General features: G+C 70.5%; 20 protein-coding genes. 14 read left to right on the top strand and 6 right to left on the bottom strand.

Annotated features, from left to right (window positions below; genetic code table 11):
• Positions 1 to 25 precede the first annotated feature (25 nt).
• From manA to ABD798_RS03930, 4 genes are all read left to right on the top strand, one after another.
• Positions 26 to 1,255 carry a mannose-6-phosphate isomerase, class I gene (manA, locus tag ABD798_RS03945; protein WP_344871109.1) on the top strand — a complete coding sequence of 410 codons (1,230 nt, stop codon included), beginning with the start codon at positions 26 to 28 and terminating at the stop codon, positions 1,253 to 1,255.
• Positions 1,256 to 1,318: 63 nt separating this feature from the next.
• Positions 1,319 to 2,248, top strand: coding sequence for a cation diffusion facilitator family transporter (locus ABD798_RS03940; protein ID WP_344871108.1), 930 nt, complete (start codon positions 1,319 to 1,321; stop codon positions 2,246 to 2,248).
• Positions 2,249 to 2,381: 133 nt separating this feature from the next.
• A complete protein-coding gene (locus tag ABD798_RS03935) occupies positions 2,382 to 3,947 on the top strand; it encodes an amino acid permease (protein ID WP_344871107.1) in 1,566 nt (521 codons plus the stop codon).
• Between the two features lie 89 nt (positions 3,948 to 4,036).
• On the top strand, positions 4,037 to 5,389 hold the full coding sequence (locus ABD798_RS03930; RefSeq protein WP_344871106.1) for an acetyl-CoA carboxylase biotin carboxylase subunit: 1,353 nt from the start codon (positions 4,037 to 4,039) through the stop codon (positions 5,387 to 5,389).
• On the opposite strand, the gene ABD798_RS03925 is transcribed toward ABD798_RS03930, so the two are convergent.
• Together ABD798_RS03925 and ABD798_RS03920 are read right to left on the bottom strand one after the other, a co-directional pair.
• Positions 5,390 to 6,247 (bottom strand): aldo/keto reductase, encoded by an 858-nt coding sequence (locus ABD798_RS03925; protein ID WP_344871105.1) that lies wholly within the window; start codon positions 6,245 to 6,247, stop codon positions 5,390 to 5,392.
• A 2-nt stretch (positions 6,248 to 6,249) separates the two neighbouring features.
• Positions 6,250 to 7,083, bottom strand: a complete 834-nt coding sequence (locus ABD798_RS03920; protein ID WP_344871104.1) for an aldo/keto reductase — start codon at positions 7,081 to 7,083, stop codon at positions 6,250 to 6,252.
• A 54-nt stretch (positions 7,084 to 7,137) separates the two neighbouring features.
• On the opposite strand from ABD798_RS03920, the gene ABD798_RS03915 reads away from it, so the two are divergent.
• Positions 7,138 to 8,460, top strand: a complete 1,323-nt coding sequence (locus tag ABD798_RS03915) for a glutamate mutase L (RefSeq protein ID WP_344871103.1) — start codon at positions 7,138 to 7,140, stop codon at positions 8,458 to 8,460.
• Between the two features lie 187 nt (positions 8,461 to 8,647).
• Here ABD798_RS03915 and ABD798_RS03910 read toward each other — a convergent pair whose 3' ends face one another.
• Positions 8,648 to 10,960, bottom strand: a complete 2,313-nt coding sequence (locus ABD798_RS03910) for a lipase family protein (protein ID WP_344871102.1) — start codon at positions 10,958 to 10,960, stop codon at positions 8,648 to 8,650.
• A 184-nt stretch (positions 10,961 to 11,144) separates the two neighbouring features.
• Between ABD798_RS03910 and ahcY the strand changes: the two genes are divergently transcribed.
• Positions 11,145 to 12,608 (top strand): adenosylhomocysteinase, encoded by a 1,464-nt coding sequence (gene ahcY, locus ABD798_RS03905; protein ID WP_344871101.1) that lies wholly within the window; start codon positions 11,145 to 11,147, stop codon positions 12,606 to 12,608.
• 153 nt (positions 12,609 to 12,761) lie between these two features.
• On the opposite strand, the gene ABD798_RS03900 is transcribed toward ahcY, so the two are convergent.
• Together ABD798_RS03900 and ABD798_RS03895 are read right to left on the bottom strand one after the other, a co-directional pair.
• Positions 12,762 to 13,442, bottom strand: coding sequence for a DUF3800 domain-containing protein (locus ABD798_RS03900; protein ID WP_344871100.1), 681 nt, complete (start codon positions 13,440 to 13,442; stop codon positions 12,762 to 12,764).
• 226 nt (positions 13,443 to 13,668) lie between these two features.
• Complete coding sequence (locus ABD798_RS03895; RefSeq protein ID WP_344871099.1) at positions 13,669 to 14,472, bottom strand: hypothetical protein; 804 nt, start codon at positions 14,470 to 14,472, stop codon at positions 13,669 to 13,671.
• 219 nt (positions 14,473 to 14,691) lie between these two features.
• On the opposite strand from ABD798_RS03895, the gene ABD798_RS03890 reads away from it, so the two are divergent.
• The 7 genes from ABD798_RS03890 (at position 14,692) to secA (ending at position 25,015) form a co-directional block, all read left to right on the top strand.
• Positions 14,692 to 15,333 carry a dTMP kinase gene (locus ABD798_RS03890; protein ID WP_344871098.1) on the top strand — a complete coding sequence of 214 codons (642 nt, stop codon included), beginning with the start codon at positions 14,692 to 14,694 and terminating at the stop codon, positions 15,331 to 15,333.
• Between the two features lie 464 nt (positions 15,334 to 15,797).
• Positions 15,798 to 16,475, top strand: coding sequence for an MtrAB system response regulator MtrA (gene mtrA, locus ABD798_RS03885; RefSeq protein ID WP_086828462.1), 678 nt, complete (start codon positions 15,798 to 15,800; stop codon positions 16,473 to 16,475).
• Between the two features lie 37 nt (positions 16,476 to 16,512).
• A complete protein-coding gene (gene mtrB, locus ABD798_RS03880) occupies positions 16,513 to 18,249 on the top strand; it encodes an MtrAB system histidine kinase MtrB (RefSeq protein ID WP_344871097.1) in 1,737 nt (578 codons plus the stop codon).
• Positions 18,246 to 19,985, top strand: a complete 1,740-nt coding sequence (locus ABD798_RS03875; protein ID WP_344871096.1) for an LpqB family beta-propeller domain-containing protein — start codon at positions 18,246 to 18,248, stop codon at positions 19,983 to 19,985. Before mtrB ends, ABD798_RS03875 begins: the two co-directional genes overlap by 4 nt.
• Positions 19,986 to 20,161: 176 nt before the next feature.
• Positions 20,162 to 20,854 (top strand): ComF family protein, encoded by a 693-nt coding sequence (locus ABD798_RS03870; protein ID WP_344871095.1) that lies wholly within the window; start codon positions 20,162 to 20,164, stop codon positions 20,852 to 20,854.
• A 438-nt stretch (positions 20,855 to 21,292) separates the two neighbouring features.
• Positions 21,293 to 21,976: a ribosome hibernation-promoting factor, HPF/YfiA family gene (gene hpf, locus ABD798_RS03865; RefSeq protein WP_344871094.1), complete on the top strand. Its 684-nt coding sequence runs from the start codon at positions 21,293 to 21,295 to the stop codon at positions 21,974 to 21,976.
• A gap of 198 nt (positions 21,977 to 22,174) precedes the next feature.
• Complete coding sequence (secA, locus tag ABD798_RS03860; protein ID WP_344871093.1) at positions 22,175 to 25,015, top strand: preprotein translocase subunit SecA; 2,841 nt, start codon at positions 22,175 to 22,177, stop codon at positions 25,013 to 25,015.
• Between the two features lie 103 nt (positions 25,016 to 25,118).
• Here the strand turns inward: secA and ABD798_RS03855 are convergent, their stop codons facing one another.
• The gene (locus tag ABD798_RS03855; RefSeq protein WP_344871091.1) at positions 25,119 to 25,580 is read right to left on the bottom strand and encodes an Rv3235 family protein; all 462 of its coding nucleotides are present in this window, start codon (positions 25,578 to 25,580) and stop codon (positions 25,119 to 25,121) included.
• Positions 25,581 to 25,727: 147 nt separating this feature from the next.
• On the opposite strand from ABD798_RS03855, the gene ABD798_RS03850 reads away from it, so the two are divergent.
• Positions 25,728 to 26,141, top strand: a complete 414-nt coding sequence (locus ABD798_RS03850) for an HAD-IA family hydrolase (protein WP_344871090.1) — start codon at positions 25,728 to 25,730, stop codon at positions 26,139 to 26,141.
• Positions 26,142 to 26,403: the final 262 nt, after the last annotated feature.

Here is a 26,403-nt window from a genome sequence, read left to right as displayed (position 1 = left end):
GTCGAGGTAGGGAGCGAGAGGAAGAGTGGATCTACTGCGCAACGCGGTGCGCCCGTACGCGTGGGGCTCGCGCACCGTGATCGCGGACCTCCTCGGTCGGCCGGTACCCGCTCCTCACCCGGAGGCCGAGCTCTGGATGGGCGCCCACCCCGGCGACCCGTCCTGGCTGGTCGGCCCGGACGGCTCCGAGGTGTCGCTGCTGGAGGCCGTCAACGCCGACCCCGCCGGGCAGCTCGGCGAGGGCTGCCTGAACCGCTGGAGCGGCCGGCTGCCGTTCCTGATGAAGGTGCTCGCGGCCGAGGAGCCGCTGAGCCTCCAGGCCCACCCCTCCGCCGAGCAGGCCGCTGAGGGCTTCGAGCGCGAGGAGCGCGCGGGCGTCGCGCGCGACGCGGCCAACCGCAACTACCCCGACCCCACGGCCAAGCCCGAGCTGGTGTGCGCGCTGTCGCAGTTCCACGCGCTCGCCGGGTTCCGCGAGGCCGAGCGGACCGTGCGCTTGCTCGCCGCGCTGGACGTGCCGGAGCTGCGCGGCCACGCACAGCTGCTGGCCGCCGATCCGACCGAGAACGGTCTGCGGTTCCTGTTCACCACGTGGATCACGTTGCCGCAGACCGCGCTGGACGTGCTGCTGCCGCCGGTGCTCGACGCCTGCGTGCGGCACGTCCGCGAGCACGGCGAGTTCGCGTTGGAGTGCCGGACGATCCTGGAGCTGGGGGAGCGCCACTCCGGCGACGCGGGCGTGCTGTGCGCGCTGCTGATGAACCGGCTGGTGCTCGAACCCGGTGAGGCGATCTACCTGCCCGCGGGCAACCTGCACGCCTACCTCCAGGGCAGCGCCGTGGAGATCCTGGCCAACTCCGACAACATCCTCCGCGGCGGGCTCACCCCGAAGCACGTGGACGTGCCGGAACTGTTGCGGGTGCTGGACTTCTCGTGCGGGGACATGCCGGTGCTGCGCGGAGAGCAGGCGCAGCCGCACCTGACCGTCTACCGCACACCAGCCGCCGAGTTCGAACTGTCGCGCCTGGACTGGCCCGCTGGAGCGCCCAATGGCGACGTTCCCCTTGGCGGAGAAGGACCGCAGATCGTGATCTGCGTCGAGGGCTCGGTGCGCCTGCACACCCACGACGGCGACGAGCTTGTGCTGGAGCGGGGCGAGTCGGCGTGGCTGTCGGCCAGCGACGGCAAGGCCCACATCGGCCCGGCCGGGGCCACCGCGGCACGTGTCTTCCGCGCCACTTCAGGGGAACACTGATCCGGCCAACGGCGCATGGCCTAAGGTCAGCCCGACAATTCGGACCCACGACAGGGAGCAGAAGTGGCTGCTGGGGGCGGAACCAAGGCGATCGTGGCCGCACTGCTGGCGAACGCGGGCATCGCGGTGTCGAAGTTCGTCGGGTTCTTCATCACGGGCTCGTCGTCGATGCTCGCCGAGGCGGTGCACTCGGTCGCGGACACCTCGAACCAGGGCCTGCTGCTGGTCGGCCAGAAGACCGCGCGCCGCGAGGCGACCAAGGAGCACCCGTTCGGCTACGGCCGTGACCGGTACTTCTATTCCTTCGTCGTGGCGCTGCTGCTGTTCACGCTGGGCTCGGTCTTCGCGCTCTACGAGGGCATCCACAAGCTGGAGGCACCGGAGGCGCTGAACTCGCCGATGGTCGCGGTGGTCATCCTGGTGGTCGCGATCGTCCTGGAGACCTTCAGCTTCCGCACCGCGATCGTGGAGTCCCGCGCCATCAAGGGCGAGGCCACCTGGTGGGAGTTCATCCGCAGGGCCAAGACCCCCGAGCTGCCCGTGGTGCTGCTGGAGGACGCGGGCGCGCTGTTCGGCCTCTTCCTCGCGCTCGGCGGCGTCGGCCTGACCTACGTCACCGGCAACCCGGTGTGGGACGCGATCGGCACCATCTGCATCGGCGTGCTGCTGGGCGTCATCGCGGTGATCCTGATCGGCGAGACCAAGAGCCTGCTGATCGGTGAGGGCGCCAACCCCGACGTGCTCAAGGTGATCATGGAGGAGCTGCAGGCGGGCAAGGTCGACCGCGTGCTGCACATCCGCACCCAGTACGTCGGCCCGGACGAGCTGCTGATCGCCGCGAAGATCTCGCTGATCGGCACCAGGAGCATCGACGACGTCGCCGACGCCATCAACGACGCCGAGCACCGCGTGCGGGCCAAGGTTCCCGAGGCCCGGCTGATCTACCTGGAGCCCGACATCGACCGCTCGGCGGCGGCGCAGAACGGCAAGTGAAGATCTTTTCCTAAGCCTTCCCTAAATCTTCACCCGAATCAGCTATGAGGCCTTGACCCCTCAGTACAGTGTGCCCGCACATCGCGGGTGTCTGTCGAGGGACGCCCACGTCGAGGGGTCAAGGAGGACCGGCGTGTCTGGTCTGTGGCGCAAGAAAACCATCGAACAGTCCATTGCGGACACCGATGAGCCGGAGACGCGGCTACGCAAGGACCTCAGCGCCTGGGACCTCACGGTCTTCGGTGTCGCGGTGGTCATCGGCGCCGGCATCTTCACGCTCGCCGCGAGCACCGCGGGCAACCTGACCGGTCCGTCGGTCACGGTGTCCTTCGTGCTCGCCGCGATCGCCTGCGGTCTCGCCGCGGTCTGCTACGCGGAGTTCGCGTCGACGGTGCCGGTCGCCGGTAGCGCGTACACGTACTCGTACGCGACCTTCGGCGAGTTCATCGCGTGGATCCTGGGCTGGGACCTGATCCTGGAGTTCGCGCTCGCGGCAGCGGTCGTCGGCAAGGGCTGGTCCAGCTACCTCCAGACGGTGATGGGCTCCTTCGGCCTGAACACCTCGACCACCGTGTCGATCGCCGGTCTCGACTTCGACTGGGGCGCGGTGCTGATCGTGGTGGCGCTCAGCGTGCTGCTCGCTCTCGGCACCAAGATGTCCTCGCGGGTCAGCCAGGTCATCACCGCCATCAAGGTGTTCGTGGTGCTGCTGGTGATCGCCGTCGGCATCGGCTACATCAACACCGACAACTACTCGCCGTTCATCCCGCCCGCCGCCGAGGCCTCGGCCTCCGGTCACGGTGGTCTTGAGCAGTCGCTGTTCTCGCTGATCTCCGGTGTGGAGACCTCGCAGTTCGGCGTCTACGGCATGCTCGCCGGTGCCGCGCTGGTGTTCTTCGCCTTCATCGGCTTCGACATCGTCGCCACCACCGCCGAGGAGACCAAGAACCCGCAGCGCAACGTCCCGCGCGGCATCCTGGGCTCGCTGGCCATCGTCACCGTGCTCTACGTGGCGGTCTCGCTGGTGATCACCGGCATCCGGCCGTACACCGAGCTGAAGAACAAGGTCGGCCCGAACGGCGAGACGGTGCGCGCGAACCTGGCGACGGCCTTCTCCGACGCGGGCATCAACTGGCTCGGGATCAACTGGTCGCAGATCATCGCGGTCGGTGCCCTCGCCGGTCTGACCACGGTGGTCATGGTGCTGCTGCTGGGCCAGAGCCGGGTGCTGTTCGCGATGTCCCGCGACGGCCTCATCCCGCGCGGCCTCGCCGTCACCGGCAACCGGGGCACCCCGGTCCGCGCGACCGTCCTGGTCGGCATCGTCGTCGCGATCGCGGCGGGCTTCTTCCCGACCGGCACCCTCGAAGAGATGGTCAACGTCGGGACGCTGTTCGCGTTCGTGCTGGTCTCCGCCGGTGTGCTGGTGCTGCGCAAGACCCACCCGCACCTGCCGCGCGGCTTCCGCGCCCCGATGGTCCCGCTGGTGCCGATCCTGGCGATCCTCGCCTGCCTGTGGCTGATGCTGAACCTCACGGCGCTGACCTGGGTCCGGTTCCTGATCTGGATGGTGCTCGGCGTCGTCGTGTACTTCGCCTACGGCGCGCGCCACTCGGTGCTGCGCTCGCGCGAGGTCCAGCTCGGCGAGGGCGGTTCCGTCAAGGCGGAGTCCTCGGAGAAGTCCGACGCGAAGGACTGAGTCGGGACTGAACGACCGGCCGGGGCCGTCCACGTAATCTGCGTGGGCGGCCCCGGCCGTCTTGTTCATCGATCCCACGAGGAGCTCCGATGTTCGAATCCGTTCTCGTCGCCAACCGCGGTGAGATCGCCCGACGGGTCCTGCGCACCGCACGCGGGCTCGGTATCAGGACCATCGCCGTCCACTCCGACGTCGATGCGAACCTGCCCTTCGTCCGCGAGGCCGACGAGGCGGTGCTGCTCGGTGGCGCCGCGATCGGCGAGTCCTACCGCAACGCGGAGAAGGTCCTTGAGGCCGCGCGCTCCACCGGCGCCGAGGCCGTGCACCCCGGCTACGGCTTCCTGTCGGAGAACACCGACTTCGCCCGCGCCGTGCAGGAGGCGGGGATCGCCTGGGTCGGCCCCGGGGCCGCCGCGATCTCCGCGATGGGCGACAAGGTCGCCGCGCGCGCCGCCATGGCCGCCGCCGGTGTCCCGGTCGCCCCCGGCTCCGCCGACGCTGTGTCCACAGTGGACGAAGCCGTCACCGAGGCCGAGCGCGTCGGCTACCCGGTGATGATCAAGGCTTCGGCCGGTGGTGGCGGCATGGGCATGGCCACCGCCGCCGACGTGGACGCCCTGCGCGCGGAGTTCGAGAAGGTCACCGCCTTCGCCGAGCGCACCTTCGGCGACGGCCGCGTCTTCGTGGAGCGCTTCTTCCCGAGCGTGCGCCACGTCGAGGTCCAGGTCCTCGGGCTCAACGACGGCCGCGTCATCGCGCTGGGCGAGCGGGACTGCTCCGTCCAGCGCCGCAACCAGAAGGTGGCCGAGGAGACCCCGTCGCCCGCCGTGGACGCCGCGCTGCGCGCCGCCATGTGCGCCGCCGCCGTCCGTGCCGCCGAGGCCGTGGACTACCGCAACGCGGGCACGGTGGAGTTCCTGCTCGACCCCGCCACCAAGGAGTTCTTCTTCCTGGAGATGAACACCCGCCTCCAGGTGGAGCACCCGATCACCGAAGCGATCTTCGGCGTGGACCTCGTCGAGGAGCAGCTGCGCGTGGCCGCGGGCATGGAGCCCGGCTTCGACGTGGACGCGCTGAGGTCCACCGGGCACGCGATCGAGCTGCGGATCAACGCCGAGGACTCCAAGCGCTTCTTCCCCGGCCCCGGCGCGATCACCGAGTGGGTCGAGCCCGAGGGCGAGGGCGTGCGCGTGGACTCCGGCTACGGCCCGGACACCGTGGTGACGCCGAACTACGACTCGCTGATGGCCAAGCTCGTGCTGATCGGCGCCGACCGCGCGGACGCGCTGGAGAAGGCGCGGAAGGCCGTGGCGGACTTCACGATCGTCGGTCCGAAGTCCAACCTGGCCTTCCACGCCGAACTGCTGGAGAACCCCGAGTTCCTCAGCGGGAACTACGACACCGGCATCATCGGCCGCATGCGCGCCAAGCCGAAGAAGTGATCACGCGTCGAGGCGGGCCAGCTCCTCCTCGCTGAGGACGAGGTGGACCGCCTCGACCGAGGAGCGGACGGTCTCCGGGCGCGAGGACCCGGGGATCGGGATCACCCGCTCCGACTTCGCCAGCTCCCACGCCAGGCAGACCTGCTGCGCGCTGACCCCGCGCTCGGCGGCGATCTCGGCGAAGGCCGCGTGCCGCGAGCCGAGGTCGGCCGCCCCGCCCATGCCGCCCAGCGGGCTCCACGGCAGGAACGCGATGCCCAGCTCGTCGCACAGCTGAAGCTCCGGCAGCGAGGACCGGAAGCGCGGCGAGAACTCGTTCTGCACGCTGGCCAGCCGTCCGCCGAGGATCTTGTCGGCCGAGCGGATCTCGTCGGGGTTGAAGTTCGACACCCCGGCCAGCTGGATCTTGCCCTCGTCGAGCAGGTCCGCCAGCGCGCTCACGGACTCCTCGATCGGCACCTTCGGGTCCGGCCGGTGCAGCTGGTAGAGGCCGATCGCCTCGACGCCGAGCCTGCGCAGCGAGCCCTCGCACGCCCGCTTCAGGTACGCCGGGCTGCCGTCCAGGTCGAAGCCGTCGTCGGGCGTGCGCGTGTGCCCGCCCTTGGTGGCGACCAGGACGTCGTCGCGGCCCCTCACCGCTTCCGCGATCAGTTCCTCGTTGTGCCCGAACTCCGCCGTCGTCACCGCGTACGCGTCGGCGGTGTCGATGAAGGTGATCCCCGCGTCCAGCGCGGCGTGCACGGTCGCGATCGCCTGCTCCCGCGTCGGCATCGCCTTGCCGGAGGGCGGCATCGACAGCGGCATGCCGCCGAGACCGATCGCGGAGACGGAGATCGTGCCGATCCTGCGCTGCTGCAATGTCACTCCTCGTCCAGCATGGTCAACTCTTCTTCGGTCAGCCGCAGGTGCGCCGCGGCGGCCGAGTCGCGGATGGTCGTCGGCCTGCGCGAGCCCGGGATCGGGATCACCACGGGCGACTGCGCCAGCTCCCACGCCAGGCAGACCCGCTGCGGGCTGACCCGGTGCGCCTTCGCGACCTCGGCGAAGGCACCGCCGATCCGGCTCGCCGCACCGACTCCGCCCAGCGGGCTGTACGGCAGGAACGCGATGCCCAGCTCGTCGCACAGCTCCAGCTCCGGTCGCGACGAGCGCACGCGCGGCGAGAACTCGTTCTGCACGCTGGCCAGTCGTCCGCCGAGCGCCTCGTTGGCTTCCCGGATCTGCGCGGTGTCCACATTGGACATTCCGACCAGCTGGACCTTGCCCGCGTCGAGCAGGTCGCCCAGCGCTCCCGCCGATTCGCTCAGCGGCACCGCCGGATCGGGCCCGTGCAGCTGGTAGAGCCCGATCGCCTCGACGCCGAGCCGCCGCAGCGACGCGTCGCAGGCCTTGCGCAGGTACTCCGGCGATCCGTTGCGCCCCCAGCCGCCGTGCTCCCGCGTGCTCCCGGCCTTCGTCGCGATCAGCACGTCCTCGCGCCCCGCGACGGCCTCCGCCACCAGTTCCTCGCCGTGGCCGAAGTCGGTGTGGTCGATGCAGTACGCGTCCGCCGTGTCGATCAGCGTCACCCCGGCTTCCAGCGCGGCGCGGATCGTCGCCAGCGCCGTCTGCCTGCCGGGGCGGCCGGAGTCCGACAGCGGCCACTCGCCGAGGCCGATCGCGCTCACGGGGACGCCGCCGATGGTCCTGTGCATGCGGACAGCCTGAACCAGTGAGAGTTGGAGTGCCAACCAAGTACGTTGGCGGACATGAAATCCGTTCTCTGCCTCGACGTCGGCTCGACGTGGACGAAGGGCGCGCTGATCGGCCACGACGGGAGCCTGCTCGGCACCGCTCAGCACCGCACCACGCCACCCGAGGTGATGAACGGCATCGCGGCCGTCGCGGAGGCCGTCGGCGGTGATCTCTCGGGGGCCCTGGTCTGCTCTTCCGCGGGCGGCGGGCTGCGGCTGGCGGTCGTCGGCCAGGAACGCATGGTCAGCGCGGAGGCCGGCTACCGCGTCGCTCTGTCAGCCGGCGCGAAGGTCGTGCACGTCGCCGCCGGAGAGCTCGACGGCGCCGGAGTGCGCGCGCTCCGCGAGAGCAGCCCCGACGTGGTGCTGCTCGTCGGCGGCACGGACGGCGGCGAGACCCGCGTGCTGTTGCACAACGCGCACCGCATCGCCGCGAACCGCCTGCGCTGCCCCGTCGTCCTCGCCGGGAACGCTCACGCCGGGCAGGAGGCCCTCGCCACCCTGCACTCCACCAAGCGCACCGTCGTTCCCACCGACAACGTCCTGCCCGATGTGGGCGAACTCGCTCCCGGTCCGGCGCGGCGCGCGATCCGCGAGGTGTTCCTCCAGCACGTGATCGGCGGCAAGGGGCTCTCGCGCGGGCCTCGCTTCCGCCGCATGGTCCGCGCCGTGACCCCGGACGCCGTGCTGCGCGGTGTTTCCCGGCTCGCCGCCACCCTCGCTTCTGGTGAGGACAGCTCCGGCGCCGTGCTCGTGGTCGACGTCGGCGGTGCCACCAGCGACGTGTACTCCGCAGTGTCCACTGTGGACGACGACACGCCGCGCCGGACCGTCGAACTGCCCGCCGACCGCCGCACCGTGGAGGGCGACCTCGGCATGCGGTGGTCCGCCCCCGGCGTGGTCGTCGAGGCCGCCGCCGAGCGCTTGCTGGCCCCCGGCGAGGAGGCCGCCCTGACGTCGGCCGCTCTGGACCGCGCCGCCGACGTCGGCTGGATTCCCGAAGCGCCACAAGACGTTTCGGTCGACGCCCGGATCGCTTCGCTGGCCGCCGTGGTGGCGCTGCGCCGGCACATGAGGCTCGTGGAAGGACGCATGGGCCCGAAGGGCGCCGGGCTCCTCGTGCTCTCCGGCGGTGTCTTCCGGCACGCGTCTCCGTCCACATTGGACACCGTGCGCGAGGTGCTCTCCGAGGACTCCGTGCTGCGCCCCATCCTCCGCCACGCCCGCGTCACCGTGGACACCGACTACGTCCTCGCCCCCGCGGGCCTGCTCTCCGACACCGGCCACCCCCAGGCCGCCGACCACCTCCTCCGCACACGCCTCATAAGCCCTGAATGACTCATTCAGGTACTTGAGCGCCCCCAATGACCCTTTCAGGACCCTCAACTCCCCCAACGGCCCTTTCAGGTACTTCAGCGCACCAAACGACCCGTTCAGGGCTCCCAACGCACCAAACGACCCGTTCAGCTCCTTCAACGCGTCAAACGGGCCGTTGGCGGTGCCCCGAACGTGCTGAACGAGTCATTCAGGGGGTTTCCAGGCCGGCGGCGATGGCGACGGCGCGGTCCCACTCCGGGTCGGGCTGGTATTCGTTGTGGCCCAACACTCCTGGAGCCCAGCGCAGGTTCGGGAACGGCCCCCGCATCGGGTCGGGCAGCCAGTGGTCGTTGCCGAGCACCAGCGCTCCGGTCGGCCCGGTGACGGCGGGGGAGAGCGGTCCCTCCGAGCCGTCCGGGCGGAAACCGACGCCGAGCAGGCGCCCGTCGTAGACCTGCCGCGACCACGTGGTGACCGGCCCGCCGAGCGTGTCGGTGCCCCGGCACAGAGACCGCCACCGCGGCCCGAGCATGCCGGCGAGCGTCGCCAGCGACGAGTGCGGCACGACGGCGGGGAACGCTCGGGGATAGGCCCACTGCAACTGCGAACCCGCCGTGACAAGGCCGACCCGCTCGCGGTCGTGCTCCGGCAGCGAGTCGACCAGCCACGCCGCCGCGACGGCCGCCATCAGGCTGCCCTGGCTGTGCCCGACGAGCACGACCCTGGTGTTGGGCTCGGCGAGGTGCTCGGCGGCGCGCGCGACGATCTCGGGGACGACCTTGAGCTTGTAGCAGGGCGGCACCGTGGGGTGCGCCTCACGCGGCCAGAACGACGCGAGATCGGCGAGGATGCCCAGCTTCCTCGCCCGGTCGGGGTGCTGGGAAGCCTGGTAGACCACGAAGAGGAAGCCACCGGCGAGCCCGGCCAGCGTCGCGACACCGAGCCCGGGCAGCCCCGAGGCCCACCCCGGAACGGGGATGCCCAGCGCGCGGAAGAAGCCGCCGAAAACGGCTCCGGCGGTGAGTAAACCGGCAGCGGCGATGAGCAGCCGGTGGTAGTTGCGCCGCTGCCACGCGGCCTGCCGCCACCTCCGCGCGGCGCGCTTGGCGTCCTCGGGGCGGTCCTTGTGCAGCAACGCGATCTCGGGCGGCGCGTAGTTCCCGCGCTTCTCCGCGATCGAGCGCGACAGCAGCCACAGCGGCACGACGACCGCGAGCACGATCAGGCTGATCGCCGCGAACAGGCCCCACAGCAAGGTGATCCACTGGTAGCCCAGCGGCAGCGCGAGCTTGTCGTAGCCGAGCGAACTGCGCACGGTGATCGCCATCCCCGCGCCGAAGCCGCCGCCGAGCAGTGCGGCCAGCGCCAGCATCGGCGCGGCCATCCACCCACCGGCCCACGGACGCAGCTCGCGCGGCTGCTTCGCCCACTCCGACCGCGCCATCAGGGCCGCCGGGGCGAGCACCACGGCGACGACCACCGCGATCAGCGCCAACAGCGATCCCAGCAGCTCGACCGTCGGGTCGGCGCCGACGAGCTTGCCCGCGGGCAGCTCGACCAGCACCGCGGTCGCGATCAGCAGCACCGCCGAAGCGATCATCAGCAACCGCCGCGGCCCCGTGCCCAGCGCGGAGCGCAGCCAGCGTCCCGGCCCTTCCGGGTGCGCCCCGGTCGGGTCGTCGAGGAAGAACACGCCGAGCGCCGAGACCGCGATCAGCGCCACCGCGGCCGTCCACAGCACGCCGACGCCCGCGCTCACCGGACCCATCGGACCGCCCAGGAGCAGCAGCGACGCCACCGCCAGCGCGGCCGTCACGTGCAGCGCGCGCAGCGCGGGGGTGTCCGGATCGGCCTCGACCCCACCACCGGGCAGGGTCGGCATCCGGCGACCGGGAGCGTCGCCCAGCTCGTGCTTGATCGTCACCGTCCAGTCCACAGTGGACAGACGGTGCATGGCGATCACGACGAGCAGCACCGGGACCAGGCCGATCAGCCCGCGCACTCCGGGCAGCTCCCGCACCCATCTCGGCACGGTCGATGTCAGGCACGCCGCGTCCGGAGCGAGGCACTGCGCGGCGATCAGATCGGCGGAGACGACTGTGAGTTGCCCCACCAGCAGCATGGTCAGCAGCAACGCGGCCAGCCGCAGCAGCGCGCGCAGGAAAGTGCCCAGCGCGTGCGCGAGGCGCTTGCCCTCCGGGATGGGCGGCAGCATCCAGTGCGCGACGTTGGCCAGCGAGAACGGGAACAACAGCGCCCAGCTGGCCTTGGCGAGCCCGCCGGAGGTCATCGCGGACCAGACGTAGCCCTCGATCACCCTCGGCACCGGCCGCCCGCCCGCGTGCAGGGAGGGGGCCGGAGCCGGTCTGCGCATGCGATCCGCCGGTCGCACGATCCGCCCGAGCTTGTCGCCGGCCACGGTCGCCGTCGCCACCGCACCGGTCACCGACTCCGGTGTGGCGCCTGCGATTCCCGGTACCCGCAGCTCGACGACCCGGGTGTCCGGTCCTGGGAGCAGCACGTGTCGTCCCCTTCCCCTCGCCGACCCATGGTGACCGGCAGGCGCTCGCCGTGGTGAGCCCTTGTCGAGGTCGTGTCCCCTTCGTGCATCCTGCGACATCGGGAACGTGAATCCCGTTACGTGAGGTGCTCGGCGTGGCTAACGGTAGGGTCTCGACTGAACATCCCACCTGGACGGAGCGATCATGACCGCCGAAAGGCTGCAGACCCGTAACGGCATCGACTTCGCCGTCGCCGACCTTTCGCTGGCCGAGTTCGGCCGCAAGGAGATCCGCCTCGCCGAGCACGAGATGCCCGGTCTCATGGCGCTCCGCCGGGAGTACGCCGACGTGTTCCCGCTGCGCGGCGCCCGCATCTCCGGCTCGCTGCACATGACGGTGCAGACCGCCGTGCTGATCGAGACGCTGGTCGCGCTCGGCGCCGAGGTCCGCTGGGCCTCCTGCAACATCTTCTCCACCCAGGACCACGCGGCCGCGGCCACCGCGGTCGGCCCGTACGGCACCGAGGAGGAGCCGAAGGGCGTTCCGGTGTTCGCCTGGAAGGGCGAGACGCTGGAGGAGTACTGGTGGTGCACCGAGCAGATGCTGACCTGGCCGGACGGCAAGCTGCCCAACATGCTGCTGGACGACGGCGGTGACGCGACGCTGCTGGTGCACAAGGGCACCGAGTACGAGAAGGCGGGCGTCGTCCCGTCCGCCGAGGACGGCGACCCCGAGGAGTGGCAGGTCATCCTCGGCGTGCTCAAGGAGTCGCTGAACTCCTCATCGGACAAGTGGACCAAGATCGGCGCCGAGATCCGCGGCGTCACCGAGGAGACCACCACCGGCGTGCTGCGGCTGTACCAGCTGGCCGCCGCGGGTGAGCTGCTCTTCCCGGCGATCAACGTCAACGACTCGGTCACCAAGTCGAAGTTCGACAACCGCTACGGCTGCCGCCACTCGCTGATCGACGGCATCAACCGCGCCACCGACGTCCTCATCGGCGGCAAGGTCGCGCTCGTCGCGGGCTACGGCGACGTGGGCAAGGGCTGTGCGGAGTCGCTGCGCGGCCAGGGCGCTCGCGTGATCATCGCCGAGATCGACCCGATCTGCGCGCTCCAGGCGCTGATGGACGGCTACCAGGTCGGCACCATCGACGAGCTGGTCGACCAGGCCGACATCATCGTCACCTCCACCGGCAACAAGGACGTGCTCTCCGTCGACCACATGTCGCGGATGAAGCACCAGGCGATCGTCGGCAACATCGGCCACTTCGACAACGAGATCGACATGGCCGGCCTCGCCCGCTACCCGGGCATCGTCCGCAACAACATCAAGCCCCAGGTCGACGAGTGGGTCTTCCCGTCGGGCCGCACCATCATCGTGCTCTCCGAGGGCCGCCTGCTGAACCTGGGCAACGCCACCGGGCACCCGAGCTTCGTGATGTCCAACTCCTTCTCCAACCAGGTGATCGCGCAGATCGAGCTGTTCACCAAGGCCGAGGAGTACGACAAGGAGGTCTTCCGCCTCCCGAAGAAGCTCGACGAGAAGGTCGCGCGCATCCACGTGGAGGCGCTGGGCGGCGTGCTCACCAAGCTCACCAAGGAGCAGGCCGAGTACATCGACGTCGACGTCGAGGGCCCGTACAAGCCGGACCACTACCGCTACTGATCACCGATCACCAGCGGTCCACGGCGGCCCGTCTCCCACGCGGAGGCGGGCCGCCGCCGTCCCACTTCTGCTACACTCGCTGTGCGGGCCTGGCCTACTGACGTAGGTACTGGGCCCGCCTTCATTTGGGCCCGCCTTCATTTGGCCCCGCCGTTATTTCTCCAGCACGATCGGCCCCTTCTCATCCAGCGGCCACAGGTGCTCCTCGTAGAGCGCGTGCCGCTCCGGGTACCGGGGATTGGCGACCAGCTGCTGGAACGCCGAGTACGCGACGAGGTCGGCGATCTGGATCATCTGGTGCGACAGCGACGGCTGGAACATGGGGTCCTCGATCAGCGCGGGCAGGCCGTCCCTGCTCTCGTGGAAGCTTCGGTGCACCCGGCGGTACACCGGGTCGGTCCCGTCGCCGTCGACGATGACCACGTGGGGCTGCGCGTTCCCGGAGACCAGTTCGCCGAACCGGTGTTGGACGCAGCGGTGGTACGCCTTCTCCCGGTCGGTCGTGCGCACGGCGATGGTCGTCAGTTCCAGGCCTGGCAGCGCCGCGATGGTGTCGAGAGCCAGCTTGAACAGCCGCAACCGCTCCTCGCCGGAGAGGTCGGGGTGGTTGTGCCCCCGTGGCCGCCCGCGCCCGCCGAGGAACTTCACGCCGTGCAGTTCGTAGCTGGTGGGGATGTTGATCGTCTGCTCCAGCATGCGCCGGAACACCAGCCAGGGCCGCCGCACCTGTATCCAGCTGGTCGGGCAGATCGTGAGGAACGAGAAGAGCATCAGCCCGCCGGGGGCCAGTTGCCGGTCGACGGTTCCTGAGTCGTCGACGTAGACGAGTCGCATGAGGTGAGATGTTAGGGCCGGGCACCGACATGCTGACCTGCGGATATGCGTCCTCGTGGGCGCTCGCTGATCCAGTTTGCGTTGGTGGCAAAGGAAAAGCAGATGAACGCCAGGTCGGGCCCGTGAATGCCTTGCGGGGTCCGCAAAGTCAAGACCTGCACATATGACTAGACAAGGTCCCTGATGGGCGGTGTCGGCCGACCGGTGTAGGGCGCGGCCGGGCGGCTCAGCCCGGGTTGTGCCCGTTGGACGCCGACAGCTCGCCCGCCGGGGTGAACTCCTCCTCGAACGCGGGGCTGAACGCGACGTCCTGCCCGCACAGGCGCGCGAAGACCTCGTCCATCGAGGCGATCTCGTGGATGCGCTCCGGGTGCCGGTAGGCCCACCACACCCGCGCCGTGCGCACGTCGGTGAAGGCGGTGGAGCGCAGGTGCGCCATCTCCTCCTTGTCGATCTTGCGGCGGAGCTCGCCGATCGCCTCGGCCCTGCGCAGGCGCTCGTACTCGTCGGTGGCCTCGACGTGCGCCTGGCTCGCGCTGAGGGTGACCTCGCCGACGACGGCGACCAGCTCGTCGAACTCGTGCCGCACGCCGAGCCGCCGGTTGGCCTCGGCCTGCACCGCCTCGACCTGGGTGACCAGCGCGCAGCGGGCGACGACGGCGACCAGCTCGGCGGCACCGGCGCGCACGACCTCCTCCGGCCGGGAGTGCCGCAGGTGCTGGCCGGGCAGGGATTCCCACCGCAGGGTGAAGCTCGCGTCGAACCACGTTCCCGGCACGAAGCTGGGCAGCCTGGTGGCCAGGGTCGTCACGTTCGGCTGAGCCGGTGGGCGCATCGACTGCTGCGGGAACGGGTTCGGCTTGGCGGCGGGGACCGCGGGCGTGGCGGGCGCGGGCGCGGCGGGCTTGTCGGGCGTCGCGGGCTTCGGGGCGGTCGCGCCGGCCAGCGCGGCTGTCCTGGCCTGGACCAGGAAATCCGAGCCGTACCGGCGGCGGGCGCGGAACAGGGCCCAGCGTTCGGACAGTCGCATCGTCGTCGTGCTCCGTAGGTCGGCGATCCGGGTCGGCGATCGCGGTCGGCGGCACCCACTGTCCTGGAACTCGGCCGTCGGCAGTACCTCCGACCAGGCGTTCGCCCAGTGCGGGCCGATCGGCGATCCTGCCGCACGCCCCCGACAGGACGACAGCCGCTCGGCCGAACGCACCCGTTGCCGCTGGTGGAGCCCGTGGACCCGCTAGCGTGTGCGCCCATGGGGCGGTTGATCGTCATCGAGGGCCTTGACGGCTCCGGCAAGCGCACGCTGACCGACGCGCTGACCAAGGAGCTGGCCGACCGCGGTCTGACCGCGACGCGCTGGGCCTTCCCGCGCTACGGCGAGAGCGTGCACGCCGACCTGATCACCGACGCCATGCACAAGCGCCTCGGGCCGCTCGTGGACACGGTGTACGGCATGGCCGTGCTCTACGCGCTCGACCGCCAGGGCGCCGCCGCGGGCATCCGCGCGGACCTGGAGCGCTTTGACGTGGTGCTCGTTGACCGCTACCTCGCCTCCAACGCGGCGTACTGCGCGGCGCGGCTGCACGAGGACGCCCACGGCGACATGGTGCGCTGGGTGCGCGACGTGGAGCTGGGTCGTTTCGAGCTGCCGGTGCCGGACGCGCACCTGCTGCTGCGCGTGCCGGTCGAGGTCGCCGCCGCTCGCACCGCCCACCGCGCGGACACCGAAGCCGGACGCGAACGCGACTCGTACGAGACCGACGGCGGTCTCCAGGCGCGCTGCTCCGAGGTCTACGAGCAGTTGGCCGAGCAGAACTGGGTCAGCCCGTGGCACGTCGTCGACGGCTCCGGCCCGGTCGACGCCGTCGCGCTCGTGGACCGAATCCTCGGCTGAGCTGGTGCGGGTCGTTCGACCCTCACCCCAGATCACGGATCGGTTCCGGGCGTGAACAAACCCCGATCGTGACCGTTCACCTCGTGAGGGACCTCGCGGACGGTCTCAAGTCGATCACCGTGCGGTGCCGGATTCGCTGGTGGGCGGCCGTGCGGTGGTCAAGATCGCTAACGTCTGACGCGCCCCGCCCGGACCTTCCCGGAGGCGGCTGGACCAGGTGCGACCGACCCGCTCCCCGGTCTCGGTTTGACAAAGTTGACTGGAGTTGGTCGCGAATCAGTAACGTCTAGAGGGATCACACCGCTGTACCGGTGAACGGCAGCGGCGCCGTGGGGGCGAGGAGGCTGGCAATGGTCCAGATCGACAGGCAGCACATGGGGCTCGGCGCACCGGTGGCGCCCGCGAACCAGAATGGTCACCGGGCGGTTCGAGGGCGTCCGGCGGGCAGTGCGAACATGTGGCCCATGAAGGCACGCGTACTGGTGGTGGACGACGACCCGGCGCTGGCGGAGATGCTCACGATCGTGCTCCGCGGCGAGGGCTTCGACACCGCGGTGGTGGGCGACGGCACCCGCGCGCTCCCCGCGCTCAGGGAGCTCAAGCCGGACCTCGTCCTGCTCGACCTGATGCTCCCCGGCATGAACGGGATCGACGTCTGCAAGGCGATCCGGTCCGAGTCCGGGGTCCCCATCGTCATGCTCACGGCCAAGAGCGACACCGTGGACGTGGTCCTGGGTCTGGAGTCCGGCGCCGACGACTACGTCGTCAAGCCGTTCAAGCCCAAGGAGCTCATCGCCCGCATCCGCGCCCGGCTGCGCCGCACGGAGTCCGAGCCCGCCGAGATGCTCGGCATCGGCGATCTGACCATCGACGTCCCCGGCCACGAGGTCACCAGGGACGGCGTGGCGATCCAGCTGACCCCGCTGGAGTTCGACCTGCTGGTCGCGCTCGCCCGCAAGCCGCGCCAGGTGTTCACCCGCGAGGTGCTGCTGGAGCAGGTGTGGGGCTACCGCCACGCGGCGGACACGCGGCTGGTCAACGTGCACGTGCAGCGGCTGCGGTCCAAGGTCGAGCGCGACCCGGAGCACCCCGAGGTGGTGCTGACGGTGCGCGGCGTCGGGTACAAGGCCGGTCCTCCGTGACCGTTGTGTCTCGAACCGTCCCCGGCGGACGGTGGGGATGAGGCCGGGCGCCCAGCAGGCACGCACGCTCGCGCACCGGGGCAGGAGCCTCGGTGCCGATCTGCGGCGCCGCTGGGCGGGCCTCGGCGCCCTGTGGCGCCGCTCGCTCCAGCTCAGGATCGTTGTCAGCACGCTGGCGCTGTCCTCGTCGGTGGTGTTCGTGCTGGGCATGGTGCTCCAGACGCAGATCACCACGAAGCTGATCTCGGAGAAGGACCGCGCGGCCTACGTGCAGACCGAGATCAGCGTGAAGAAGGTCGAGCGCGAGCTGCTCGGCGTCGACCCGGTCTCGGAGAACCTGCAGAGCAAGTTCGCCAGCGCCCTCGCGACGCTGACCGCAGCGCCCGGGGTGCACGAGGCCGCGACCAACCACACCGAGGCCGGCGCGTTCACACCCGTGCTGATCGACGGCAGGGCAGCGGACCCGGTCACGACCAACTCCTCCAGCGTCGGGCCCTTCCACGAGGTGCCCGCCGAGCTGCGCAAGATGGTCGAGAGCGGTGACTGGGCCAGCCAGAACACCACGGTCACCAGGGAGTCCGGCCGCACCCCGATCTACGTCATCGGGGCCCCGGTGCGCAGCGCGGGCCGCGCGGTCCAGCTCTACCTGATCTTCCCGCTCACCGCGGAGCAGCGCACCGTCGACGTCGTGCAGAGCACGCTGTTCGTCGGCGGGCTGGTGCTGCTGTTGCTGCTGGCCGGGATCGCCAACCTGGTGACGCGCCAGGTCGTGCACCCGGTCCGCCAGGCCGCCGAGATCGCCGAGCGCTTCGCCGACGGCAACCTGGAAGAACGCATGTCGGCGGTGGGTGAGGACGACGTCGCCCGGCTCGCCGAGTCGTTCAACGAGATGGCCGGCAGCATCCAGAACCAGATCCAGCAGCTGGAGGAGTTCGGCACCCTCCAGCGCCGGTTCACCTCCGACGTCTCGCACGAGCTGCGCACCCCGCTGACCACCGTGCGGATGGCCGCCGACGTGCTGCACGCCTCCCGCGAGCAGTTCCCCGCCGGGCTGGCCCGCTCCACCGAGCTGCTGGTCAACGAGCTCGACCGGTTCGAGGTGCTGCTCGCCGACCTGCTGGAGATCAGCAGGCTGGACGCGGGTGTCGCCGACCTGTCCGTGGAGAGCGTGGACGTGCGCTCGCTCGTGGACCGCTCGATGGCCGCGGTCCGGGTGATCGCGCACAACGCCGGTGCCGAGGTCGACCTGCGCATGCCCGAGACCGAGGTGGTCGCGGACATCGACTTCCGGCGGGTGGAGCGCATCCTGCGCAACCTGCTGGCCAACGCGGTCGACCACAGCGAGGGCCGCCCGGTGGAGGTGCGGGTGGCCGAGGACGCGGAGGCGGTCGCGGTGACCGTGCGGGACCACGGCGTCGGCCTGCGCCCGGGCCAGGAGGAGCTGGTCTTCACCCGCTTCTGGCGCGCCGACCCCTCGCGCAACCGGCAGACCGGCGGCACCGGGCTCGGGCTGGCCATCAGCCTGGAGGACGCGCGCCTGCACGGCGGCTGGCTGGACGCCTGGGGCGAGGTCGGCCTCGGTGCCTGCTTCCGGCTGACCCTGCCGAAGCGCCCCGGCATCGAGCTGACCGGCAGCCCGCTTCCGCTGAACCCCAGCGGCAAGGCCGCTCTGCCGCCGCTGACACCCACGCCGTCCGCACCCGCCGAACCGCAGGAGCAGCTGCGGTGGCAGACCGTCGGCGCGGGATCGCAGCGCCAGGAGGATGAGCTGTGAGGCGGTTCCCCAGGCGCGTGCTCGCCCTGTGCCTTGCCCTGGTCACCGCGCTGCTGGTGAGCGCTTGCGCCTCCATCCCCGAATCCGGGGCGCCCAAGAAGCTGCGTCCCGGCGGCGGGACCGGTCAGGGCAGTGAGGCGGCCCAGCCCGAGCGCGGGCTCACCCCGCTGGGCCTGGTCCGCAACTTCGTCAAGGCATCGGCCGACTCCGAGCAGCTGCACGCCGCCGCCCGGCTCTACCTCACCGAGCAGGCCAGCCGGTCCTGGGACGACCGCAGCCTGCACCGGGTGATCGCCGACGACTTCGACACCATTCCGCGCCAGGTCCTCGGCCCGAACGGCGAGCCGAAGCCGAACGAGCAGATCGTCGTGCTGCGCGGCACCCAGTTCGGCCGCGTGGACTTCGACGCCTCCTTCGTGCCGGAGACCAAGAGCATCGAGACCGAGCTGCGCGTCGAGAAGCAGGCGAACGGGGACTGGCGCATCGCCGACCCGCCGCAGGGCGTCGTCGTCACGTTCGCCAACTTCAAGGAGAACTACAAGCAGGTCAGGGTCTACTTCTCCGACCCCAACCACCGCACGGTCGTCCCGGACCTGCGGTACGTGCCGATGCGCCCGGCGCGCGCGGTCCCGGACAAGGTGCTCGACGCGCTGCTGCTCGGACCGTCAGCGGCCCTGCGCGGCTCGGTCACCAGCGTGATCCCGCAGAACACCGCCCTCGCCAGCAACGTCAGCGAGAGCGCCGACGGGGCACTCCAGGTGAACCTCGGCAAGCTCGGGGACAAGACCACGCCGGACCGGCGGGTGATCGCCGCCCAGGTGGTGCTGTCCCTGCGCCAGGTCACCAACAGCCGGATCAAGCTGTTCGCCGACGGCCAGCCGCTGGTGCAGGACAAGCTGGAGTGGCGGCCCGCCGACGTCGCGACCTTCGAGGCGCACCTCGGCCCCAGCCCCGAGCTGGCGGGCATGTACGTCATGGGCGGCAAGCTGCGCTCGCTCAAGGACGAGTCCCTCGTCGCGGCCGCGGGCGAGCTCGGCGTGGTCTCCGCCGCGCAGTCCAAGCAGGGCGACCTGCTGGCCGTCGTCGCGCGCCAGGGCGGTGGCGTCCAGCTGCGCGTCGGCCCGACCAACGGACCGCTGCGCGAGGTGTCGCTGCGCCAGTCCTCGACGCTGACCCGGCCGACGTGGATGCCCGACGCGCCGGAGATGTGGACCGTGCTCGACCAGAGCACCGTTGTCCGCGTCGTCGACTCCACCGGCAGGGGCACGTGGAGCTCCGCCAGGGTCAACGCGGACGAGCTGACCCGCTTCGGCGCGATCACCGAACTGCGGCTGTCCAGGGACGGCCTGCGCGTGGCCGCGATCGCCGGGGGCCGCCTGGTCGTCGGCACCGTCGCGGAGCAGGGCGGGGAGCGCAGCGTGCGCGCGGCGCAGGTGCTGGGCTTCAACCGGCTCAGCAACCCGGTCGCGGTGGAGTGGCCGCTGCCGGACGCGCTGATCGTCGCGACCACCAACCCCACCACGCCGGTCGCCAAGATCGGGGTGGACGGGCTGGTCGTCGAGCCCTACCTCAGCTCCAACCTCACGCCGCCGGTGCACGCCATCGCCGCCGCTCCGAGCCGCCCGGTGGTGGTCTCCGACAGCGGCGGCCTGTGGAAGGTCACCGAGTCCAGCGAGGTCTGGCAGCCGCTGTCGTTCAACCCCGGTCCCAACGCGGTGCCGTTCTACCCGGGCTGAACACCACCCGGGTGGCCTAGTCAGCTTCGCCCGACCCGCGCCGATAAGGAGGGGGAACCCACCCCCTGCTCGTTTCCCCCGCGCGGGTAGCGCCTCGCACCGGACGCGTGAAACGAACTCCACCCACGGTATCCGTTCCCCTCGACGCCCCCGGCTCACGGCGGCACAGTGGGAACGTGGTCCCCGCACTGCTCGACCTGCTCGTCCCCGCCCACTGCGTCTGCGGCGCACCGGGCGGTGACCTGTGCCGCCCGTGCCGCGCCGAGCTGTCCAGGCCGCGCCGGGTGCACCGCCCCGCGCTCGCCGCGGGACCACCGGTCCACGCCCTCGGTGCTCATGCCGGGGTCGCCCGAGAGGCCGTGCTGGCCGCCAAACTGGGCGGCCGGCGCGACCTCGCCCGGCCACTCGGCTCGTGCCTCGCCACCGCGCTGCCCCAGCTGCTCGCCCCGGTGCTCCCGCCGCGGCAAGGCCCCGCCGTCCACCCAGCCCTCTGGTTGGTGCCCGTGCCCTCGCTCGCCGCCACCGCCCGCCGCCGAGGCGGGCAGCACATGCGCCACATCGCCCGGCACTGCGCCCACGCGCTGCGCGCCTGCGGTCGCCCCGCCGTGCTCGCGCCCGCGCTCCGGCTCGCCAGGGGCGCGGGAGACGCTGTCGGGCTGAGCGCGGCCGCCCGCGCCGCGAACCTCGCGGGCCGCGTGCTGACCCGTCGCGACGCCCTGCCACCGCGCGCTGCTCCGGTCGTGTTGCTCGACGACGTCGTCACCACCGGAGCGACGCTGTCCGCGTGCTCGGCGGCGCTCACCGGGGCCGGTTCCCCGCCCTCGCTGGCGCTCGTGCTGACCGAGGCGGGACGCCATGACCCGACCTGAGATTTCCCTGGGATTTCGCCCTCGCAGGAACCCCTCGGGGTTGACCGCGCGTTGGCCGGGTATGAGGCATCGGGTGATCCCGAACGAGCTACCGAGCGCGCTGACCACAGCGTGTGTTCGGCTGCTGCGAAAGGGTGAAGACACGCGCCGATGGCCCGAGCTACCTGCGATCTTGTGCGCGGGGGTCGTCAGGGGCTCGACCTCTGTTTGGTTGCGGAAAGTAACTGCACTCGGCGCATTGACATCCCCCGTCCTGGGGGGTGTTGTGACCGAACAAGCCGGGATAGCGTGCTCGGCTATCAGCAACTCCGGGCGTTGTTTGGAGGCGAATTCCGACGACTGAAGGCGCGCCGGAGGCCGGCTGAGACCCCCTCCGCAGGAGCGCCGCAGCGATACCTTTGCTGATACACCGCGCATGACGCGATGGGAGGTCCGTGTATGGACATCGTCGTTAAGGGCCGCAATGTCGAGGTGCCCGATCACTACCGAGTGCACGTCGCCGACAAGCTGGCCCGGTTGGAGCGCTACGACCGCAAGGTCGTCCGCTTCGATGTCGAGCTTTTTCACGAGCCTAACCGCAGGCAGATGAAGAACTGCCAGCGGGTCGAGATCACCGGCAAGGGGCGAGGCCCCGTCGTCCGCGCCGAAGCGTGCGCCGGCGATTTCTACGCGGCGCTCGACGTCGCGGTCAACAAGCTGGAAGCCAGGCTCCGCAGGGCACACGACCGCCGTCGGGTGCACCGAGGACGGCACGCTCCGACGTCCGTCGCGCAGGCCACCGCGGCCAGCGCCGCCCAGCTGCTCAACGACTACGACACCTCGTCCATGCAGGCCCAGCGCGGCCGCACCGCAGTCCTCGAGACCACCTCCTACGCCGCGGAGCCCCAGCTCGCCGAAGTCCCCGAACAGCAGCGGTGGGACGACGGCGTCGAGGAGAAGCTCCCCGGCCGGGTCGTGCGGGAGAAGGAGCACCCCGCCAAGCCCATGACCGTCGACCAGGCCCTCTACGAGATGGAGCTCGTCGGCCACGACTTCTACCTCTTCCACTGCGCCGACTCCGGACGACCGACGGTCGTGTACCGGCGCAAGGGCTTCGACTACGGCGTCATCAGGCTCGCCTAGTTCGGACTGGGTGAACGGCCGGCGGCCCTCGTGCGACCCAAGCGCACGGGGGCCGCCGGCCGTGTTTCGTCCGTTTCCGCCCCGCTTCTTCTTCACGAGGGGTCATCTCTTCGCGGAGGCGGGCCCGGCGCCTCTACGATGGGTGGCTGAAGGCGTCCATGTCGGGCGCAACCGATCAGGTAGTGAGGTCGACCCCGCATGGTCCTGTCGCGACTGCTCCGCACCGGCGAGAACAAGATCGTCAAGCGTCTGCGTGCCATTGCGACGCACGTGAACTCCATCGAGGACGACTACGTCGATCTCTCCGACGGCGAGCTGCGCGCCAAGACGGAGGAGTTCCGCAAGCGCTTCGCGGACGGCGAGGACCTCGACGACCTGCTGCCCGAGGCCTTCGCCGTGGTCCGCGAGGCCGCCAAGCGCGTGCTCGGCCAGCGCCACTACGACGTGCAGCTGATGGGCGGCGCCGCGCTGCACCTCGGCCAGATCGCGGAGATGAAGACCGGTGAGGGCAAGACCCTGACCTGTGTGCTCCCGTGCTACCTCAACGCGCTCACCGGCGAGGGCGTGCACGTGGTCACGGTGAACGACTACCTGGTCAAGCGCGACGCCGACGAGATGGGCCAGGTCCACCGCTTCCTCGGCCTCAAGGTCGGCGTGATCCTGTCGTCGATGACGCCGGAGGAGCGCCGCGAGGCCTACAACGCCGACATCACCTACGGCACGAACAACGAGATGGGCTTCGACTACCTGCGCGACAACATGGCGTGGAGCCTCGACGAGTGCGTGCAGCGCGGCCACAACTTCGCCGTGGTCGACGAGGTGGACTCGATCCTCATCGACGAGGCGCGCACCCCGCTGATCATCTCCGGCCCCGCCGACCAGTCCTCGCGCTGGTACCAGGAGTTCGCGCGGCTGTCGCCGATGCTGAAGAAGGACGTCCACTACGAGGTCGACGAGCGCAAGCGCACCGTCGGCGTCACCGAGGAGGGCGTCGCGCTGGTCGAGGACCAGCTCGGCATCGAGAACCTCTACGAGGCCGCCAACACCCCGCTCGTCGGCTACCTGAACAACGCCATCAAGGCCAAGGAGTTGTTCAAGAAGGACAAGGACTACATCGTCCGCCAGGGCGAGGTCATGATCGTCGACGAGTTCACCGGCCGCGTGCTCGCCGGTCGCCGCTACAACGAGGGCATGCACCAGGCGATCGAGGCCAAGGAGGGCGTGGAGATCAAGGCCGAGAACCAGACGCTGGCCACGATCACGCTGCAGAACTACTTCCGGCTCTACAACCGCCTGTCCGGGATGACCGGTACCGCCGAGACCGAGGCGGCCGAGCTGCACCAGATCTACAAGCTGGGCGTGGTGCCGATCCCGACCAACCGGCCGATGGTCCGCAAGGACCACCCCGACCTGATCTACAAGTCGGAGGAGGCCAAGTTCGAGGCCGTCGCCGACGACATCGCCGAGCGGCACGGCTACGGCCAGCCGGTGCTGATCGGCACCACCAGCGTCGAGCGCTCCGAGTACCTGTCGAAGCTTCTGGTCAAGCGCGGTATCCCGCACGAGGTGCTCAACGCCAAGCACCACGAGCGCGAGGCGCTGATCATCGCGATGGCCGGCCGCAAGGGCGGCGTCACCGTGGCCACCAACATGGCCGGTCGCGGTACCGACATCAAGCTGGGCGGCAACCCGGAGTTCCTCGCCGAGGAGGAGCTGCGCAAGCGCGAGTCCGAGCTGGGCAGGCGCGAGGCGCAGCTGCGCAAGCACTTCATGCAGAATCAGCCGCGCGGTGTCACCGAGGCCGGGGCCGACTGGGAGGCCGCCCGCGCCAAGCTGCACGCGGACTTCCACGAGGAGGTGCTGGCCGAGGTCAAGGCCGGTATCGCCGCGGAGGCCGAGGAGGTCCGCGACGCCGGTGGTCTGTACGTGCTGGGCACCGAGCGGCACGAGTCCCGCCGCATCGACAACCAGCTGCGCGGCCGCTCCGGCCGTCAGGGCGACCCGGGTGAGTCGCGGTTCTACCTCTCGCTGGGCGATGAGCTGATGCGCCGCTTCAACGCCGCCATGGTCGAGGCCGTGATGACCCGCCTGCGCGTGCCGGACGACGTGCCGATCGAGCACAAGATGGTCACCCGCGCGATCCGCAGCGCCCAGACCCAGGTCGAGCAGCAGAACTTCGAGATCCGCAAGAACGTCCTCAAGTACGACGAGGTGATGAACCTCCAGCGCAAGGTGATCTACGCCGAGCGCCGTCGCGTGCTGGAGGGCGAGGACCTGCGCGAGCAGGTCGAGCACATGATCCGCGACGTCGTCACCGCTTACGTGCGGGGCGCGACCTCCGACGGCTACGCCGAGGACTGGGACCTCGAACAGCTGTGGACCGCGCTCAAGACCCTCTACCCGGTCGGCCTCAACTGGAAGACCGTCATCGAGGAGACCGACGACCTCACGCCGGAGCGCCTGCTGGAGCTGTTGCTCGACGACGGCCAGGCCGCCTACGGCAACCGCGAGGCCGAGATCGACGGGCTCGCCGGTGAGGGCGCCATGCGCGAGCTGGAGCGCCGCGTCGTGCTGTCGGTGCTGGACCGCAAGTGGCGCGAGCACCTCTACGAGATGGACTACCTCAAGGAGGGCATCGGCCTGCGGGCGATGGCCCAGCGCGACCCGCTGATCGAGTACCAGCGGGAGGGTTTCGACATGTTCAACGCCATGCTCGACGCCCTCAAGGAGGAGTCGGTCGGCTTCCTGTTCAACCTCCAGGTGGAGGTGCCGGACCAGCCGGAGCAGCCCGCTCCGACCCCGGATATGGAGGCCACCACCGTCATCCCGCGCATCGAGGAGGAGATCCCGCCCGCGCTGCGCGGCAAGGGCCTGGACGGTCAGTCGCCGCAGAACCTGATGTTCTCCGGCCCGTCCGAGGACGGCGGCGTCTCCAGCCACGGCGACGCGAACGACGCCGACGGCGACGGCGCCACCCGCCGCGAGCGCCGCGCCGCCGAGCGCGCCGCCAAGAAGGAGAAGAAGCGCCCGCGCCGCTGACCCTCTGGCGCCCCCGCGCTCCGCACCACCCCACGACGCCCGCCCTCCTCCCGGAAGGCGGGCGTCGTCGTGCGCGGGCTGAGCTGGATTGGGCTGGGCTGGGTCAGAGGATGGTGAAGGTGGTGCAGAGCCAGCCGCGGTCGGTGCACTCGATGCGCGCGACGACCGCACGGACGCGCGGGCCGGCGGTGATGGTGCCGTTGGCCTCGATGACGCCCTCGGCGGGCTCGCACACGTGGACCGTGCGCAGGCGGTGGGTGTGGCCCGGCCGCGAGTCGCGGAGTTCGGCGACGAGGCGGCGGTGCACCGGCTCGGCCAGCCTGGTGTGCAGGAGCTGGCGCAGCGGGCGGCGACCGTCGAGCGCTTCCAGGATCATCGAGATGAGGTGACCTGCCGACGTGCGCGTTCGCTGTCGGCGCGCGCGGACCGGGTCTTGGCCGTCGATCCGGCGCTTCCCCAGGTCCAGCCGCAGCATCAGCTGGTCCAGCGCCGCGGTGGGCGGTTCGGTCGGCTCCTCCGCTTCGGGCTCGGCCAGGTACGCGGGCAATCGCATGACGACGGCCATTTCTTCCCCCAGTTGCTGTGTCCCCACAGCGAAAGAGGGCTGGGCGAGTCGATCCGGTCAGTTCTCGCCGCAACGGGTGAAGCGCGCGCCGATGGGCCGGCGCGCGGAAATCCCTTGTGCGTCACCGGGATGTTCTAGGGTCCGAGGATGGAACTGGCTGGTCTTGTCGTGGACTACGGGGGCGTGCTCACCGACTGGGGGCCGGAGCCCGGAGACGAACCGCCGCTGCTCGACGTGCTCCGCCAGGCGCGGCGGCACGGTCTGCGCACCGCGCTGCTGTCCAACGCGGACGGCCCCGGCCCGGCGCCGGACAGCGCGTTCGGGTCGCTGTTCGACGTGATGGTGCTCTCCGGCGAGGTCGGCATCGCCAAGCCCGACGAGCGGATCTACCGGCTCGTGGCGCAGCGCCTCGACATCGAGACCGAGCGCTGCGTGTTCGTCGACGACCTCGCGGGCAACGTGCGCGGGGCGGTCGCGACGGGGATGGTCGGCGTCCACCACACCTCGGTCCCGGCCACGATCACCGAACTCGAAGCCCTCTTCGACGTGCGGCTGGCCTAGGCCCTGTCCTGCAAGTCATCAGGTTTGCCGGTCTTCAAGACCACCCAACCCCCACCCCAGCCGTCTTCAACGACGGCAAACCCCGCAACACCGCAGGGTTTGCGGCGGTTAGCGATGATCAACAGCGGGGTTTGCTGGTCTTGAAGACACCCCAACCCCCGGCGACACCGTGACCGGAATACACAGCTCAACCACTTGCAGGACAGGTGCTAGTGTCCTGAGTCGGGAGTTGTAGTCATATGTAGTGTGGAGTGATGGCGCG

The organism is Allokutzneria multivorans, from assembly GCF_039537405.1.
GTDB classification, from domain to species: domain Bacteria; phylum Actinomycetota; class Actinomycetes; order Mycobacteriales; family Pseudonocardiaceae; genus Allokutzneria; species Allokutzneria multivorans.
Note: the sequence above shows the minus strand (reverse complement) of the source record. Positions and strands in the feature narration are given on the sequence as shown.

Excerpts from the sequence above, each read along its gene's own strand:
- ABD798_RS03930 (WP_344871106.1), top strand. The coding sequence starts at position 4,037 with ATGTTCGAATCCGTTCTCGTCGCCAACCGCGGTGAGATCGCCCGACGG.
- ABD798_RS03920 (WP_344871104.1), bottom strand. The coding sequence starts at position 7,083 with ATGCACAGGACCATCGGCGGCGTCCCCGTGAGCGCGATCGGCCTCGGC.
- ABD798_RS03915 (WP_344871103.1), top strand. The coding sequence starts at position 7,138 with ATGAAATCCGTTCTCTGCCTCGACGTCGGCTCGACGTGGACGAAGGGC.
- ahcY (WP_344871101.1), top strand. The coding sequence starts at position 11,145 with ATGACCGCCGAAAGGCTGCAGACCCGTAACGGCATCGACTTCGCCGTC.
- ABD798_RS03900 (WP_344871100.1), bottom strand. The coding sequence starts at position 13,442 with ATGCGACTCGTCTACGTCGACGACTCAGGAACCGTCGACCGGCAACTG.
- ABD798_RS03895 (WP_344871099.1), bottom strand. The coding sequence starts at position 14,472 with ATGCGACTGTCCGAACGCTGGGCCCTGTTCCGCGCCCGCCGCCGGTAC.
- ABD798_RS03890 (WP_344871098.1), top strand. The coding sequence starts at position 14,692 with ATGGGGCGGTTGATCGTCATCGAGGGCCTTGACGGCTCCGGCAAGCGC.
- mtrA (WP_086828462.1), top strand. The coding sequence starts at position 15,798 with ATGAAGGCACGCGTACTGGTGGTGGACGACGACCCGGCGCTGGCGGAG.
- mtrB (WP_344871097.1), top strand. The coding sequence starts at position 16,513 with ATGAGGCCGGGCGCCCAGCAGGCACGCACGCTCGCGCACCGGGGCAGG.
- hpf (WP_344871094.1), top strand. The coding sequence starts at position 21,293 with ATGGACATCGTCGTTAAGGGCCGCAATGTCGAGGTGCCCGATCACTAC.
- secA (WP_344871093.1), top strand. The coding sequence starts at position 22,175 with ATGGTCCTGTCGCGACTGCTCCGCACCGGCGAGAACAAGATCGTCAAG.
- ABD798_RS03855 (WP_344871091.1), bottom strand. The coding sequence starts at position 25,580 with ATGGCCGTCGTCATGCGATTGCCCGCGTACCTGGCCGAGCCCGAAGCG.
- ABD798_RS03850 (WP_344871090.1), top strand. The coding sequence starts at position 25,728 with ATGGAACTGGCTGGTCTTGTCGTGGACTACGGGGGCGTGCTCACCGAC.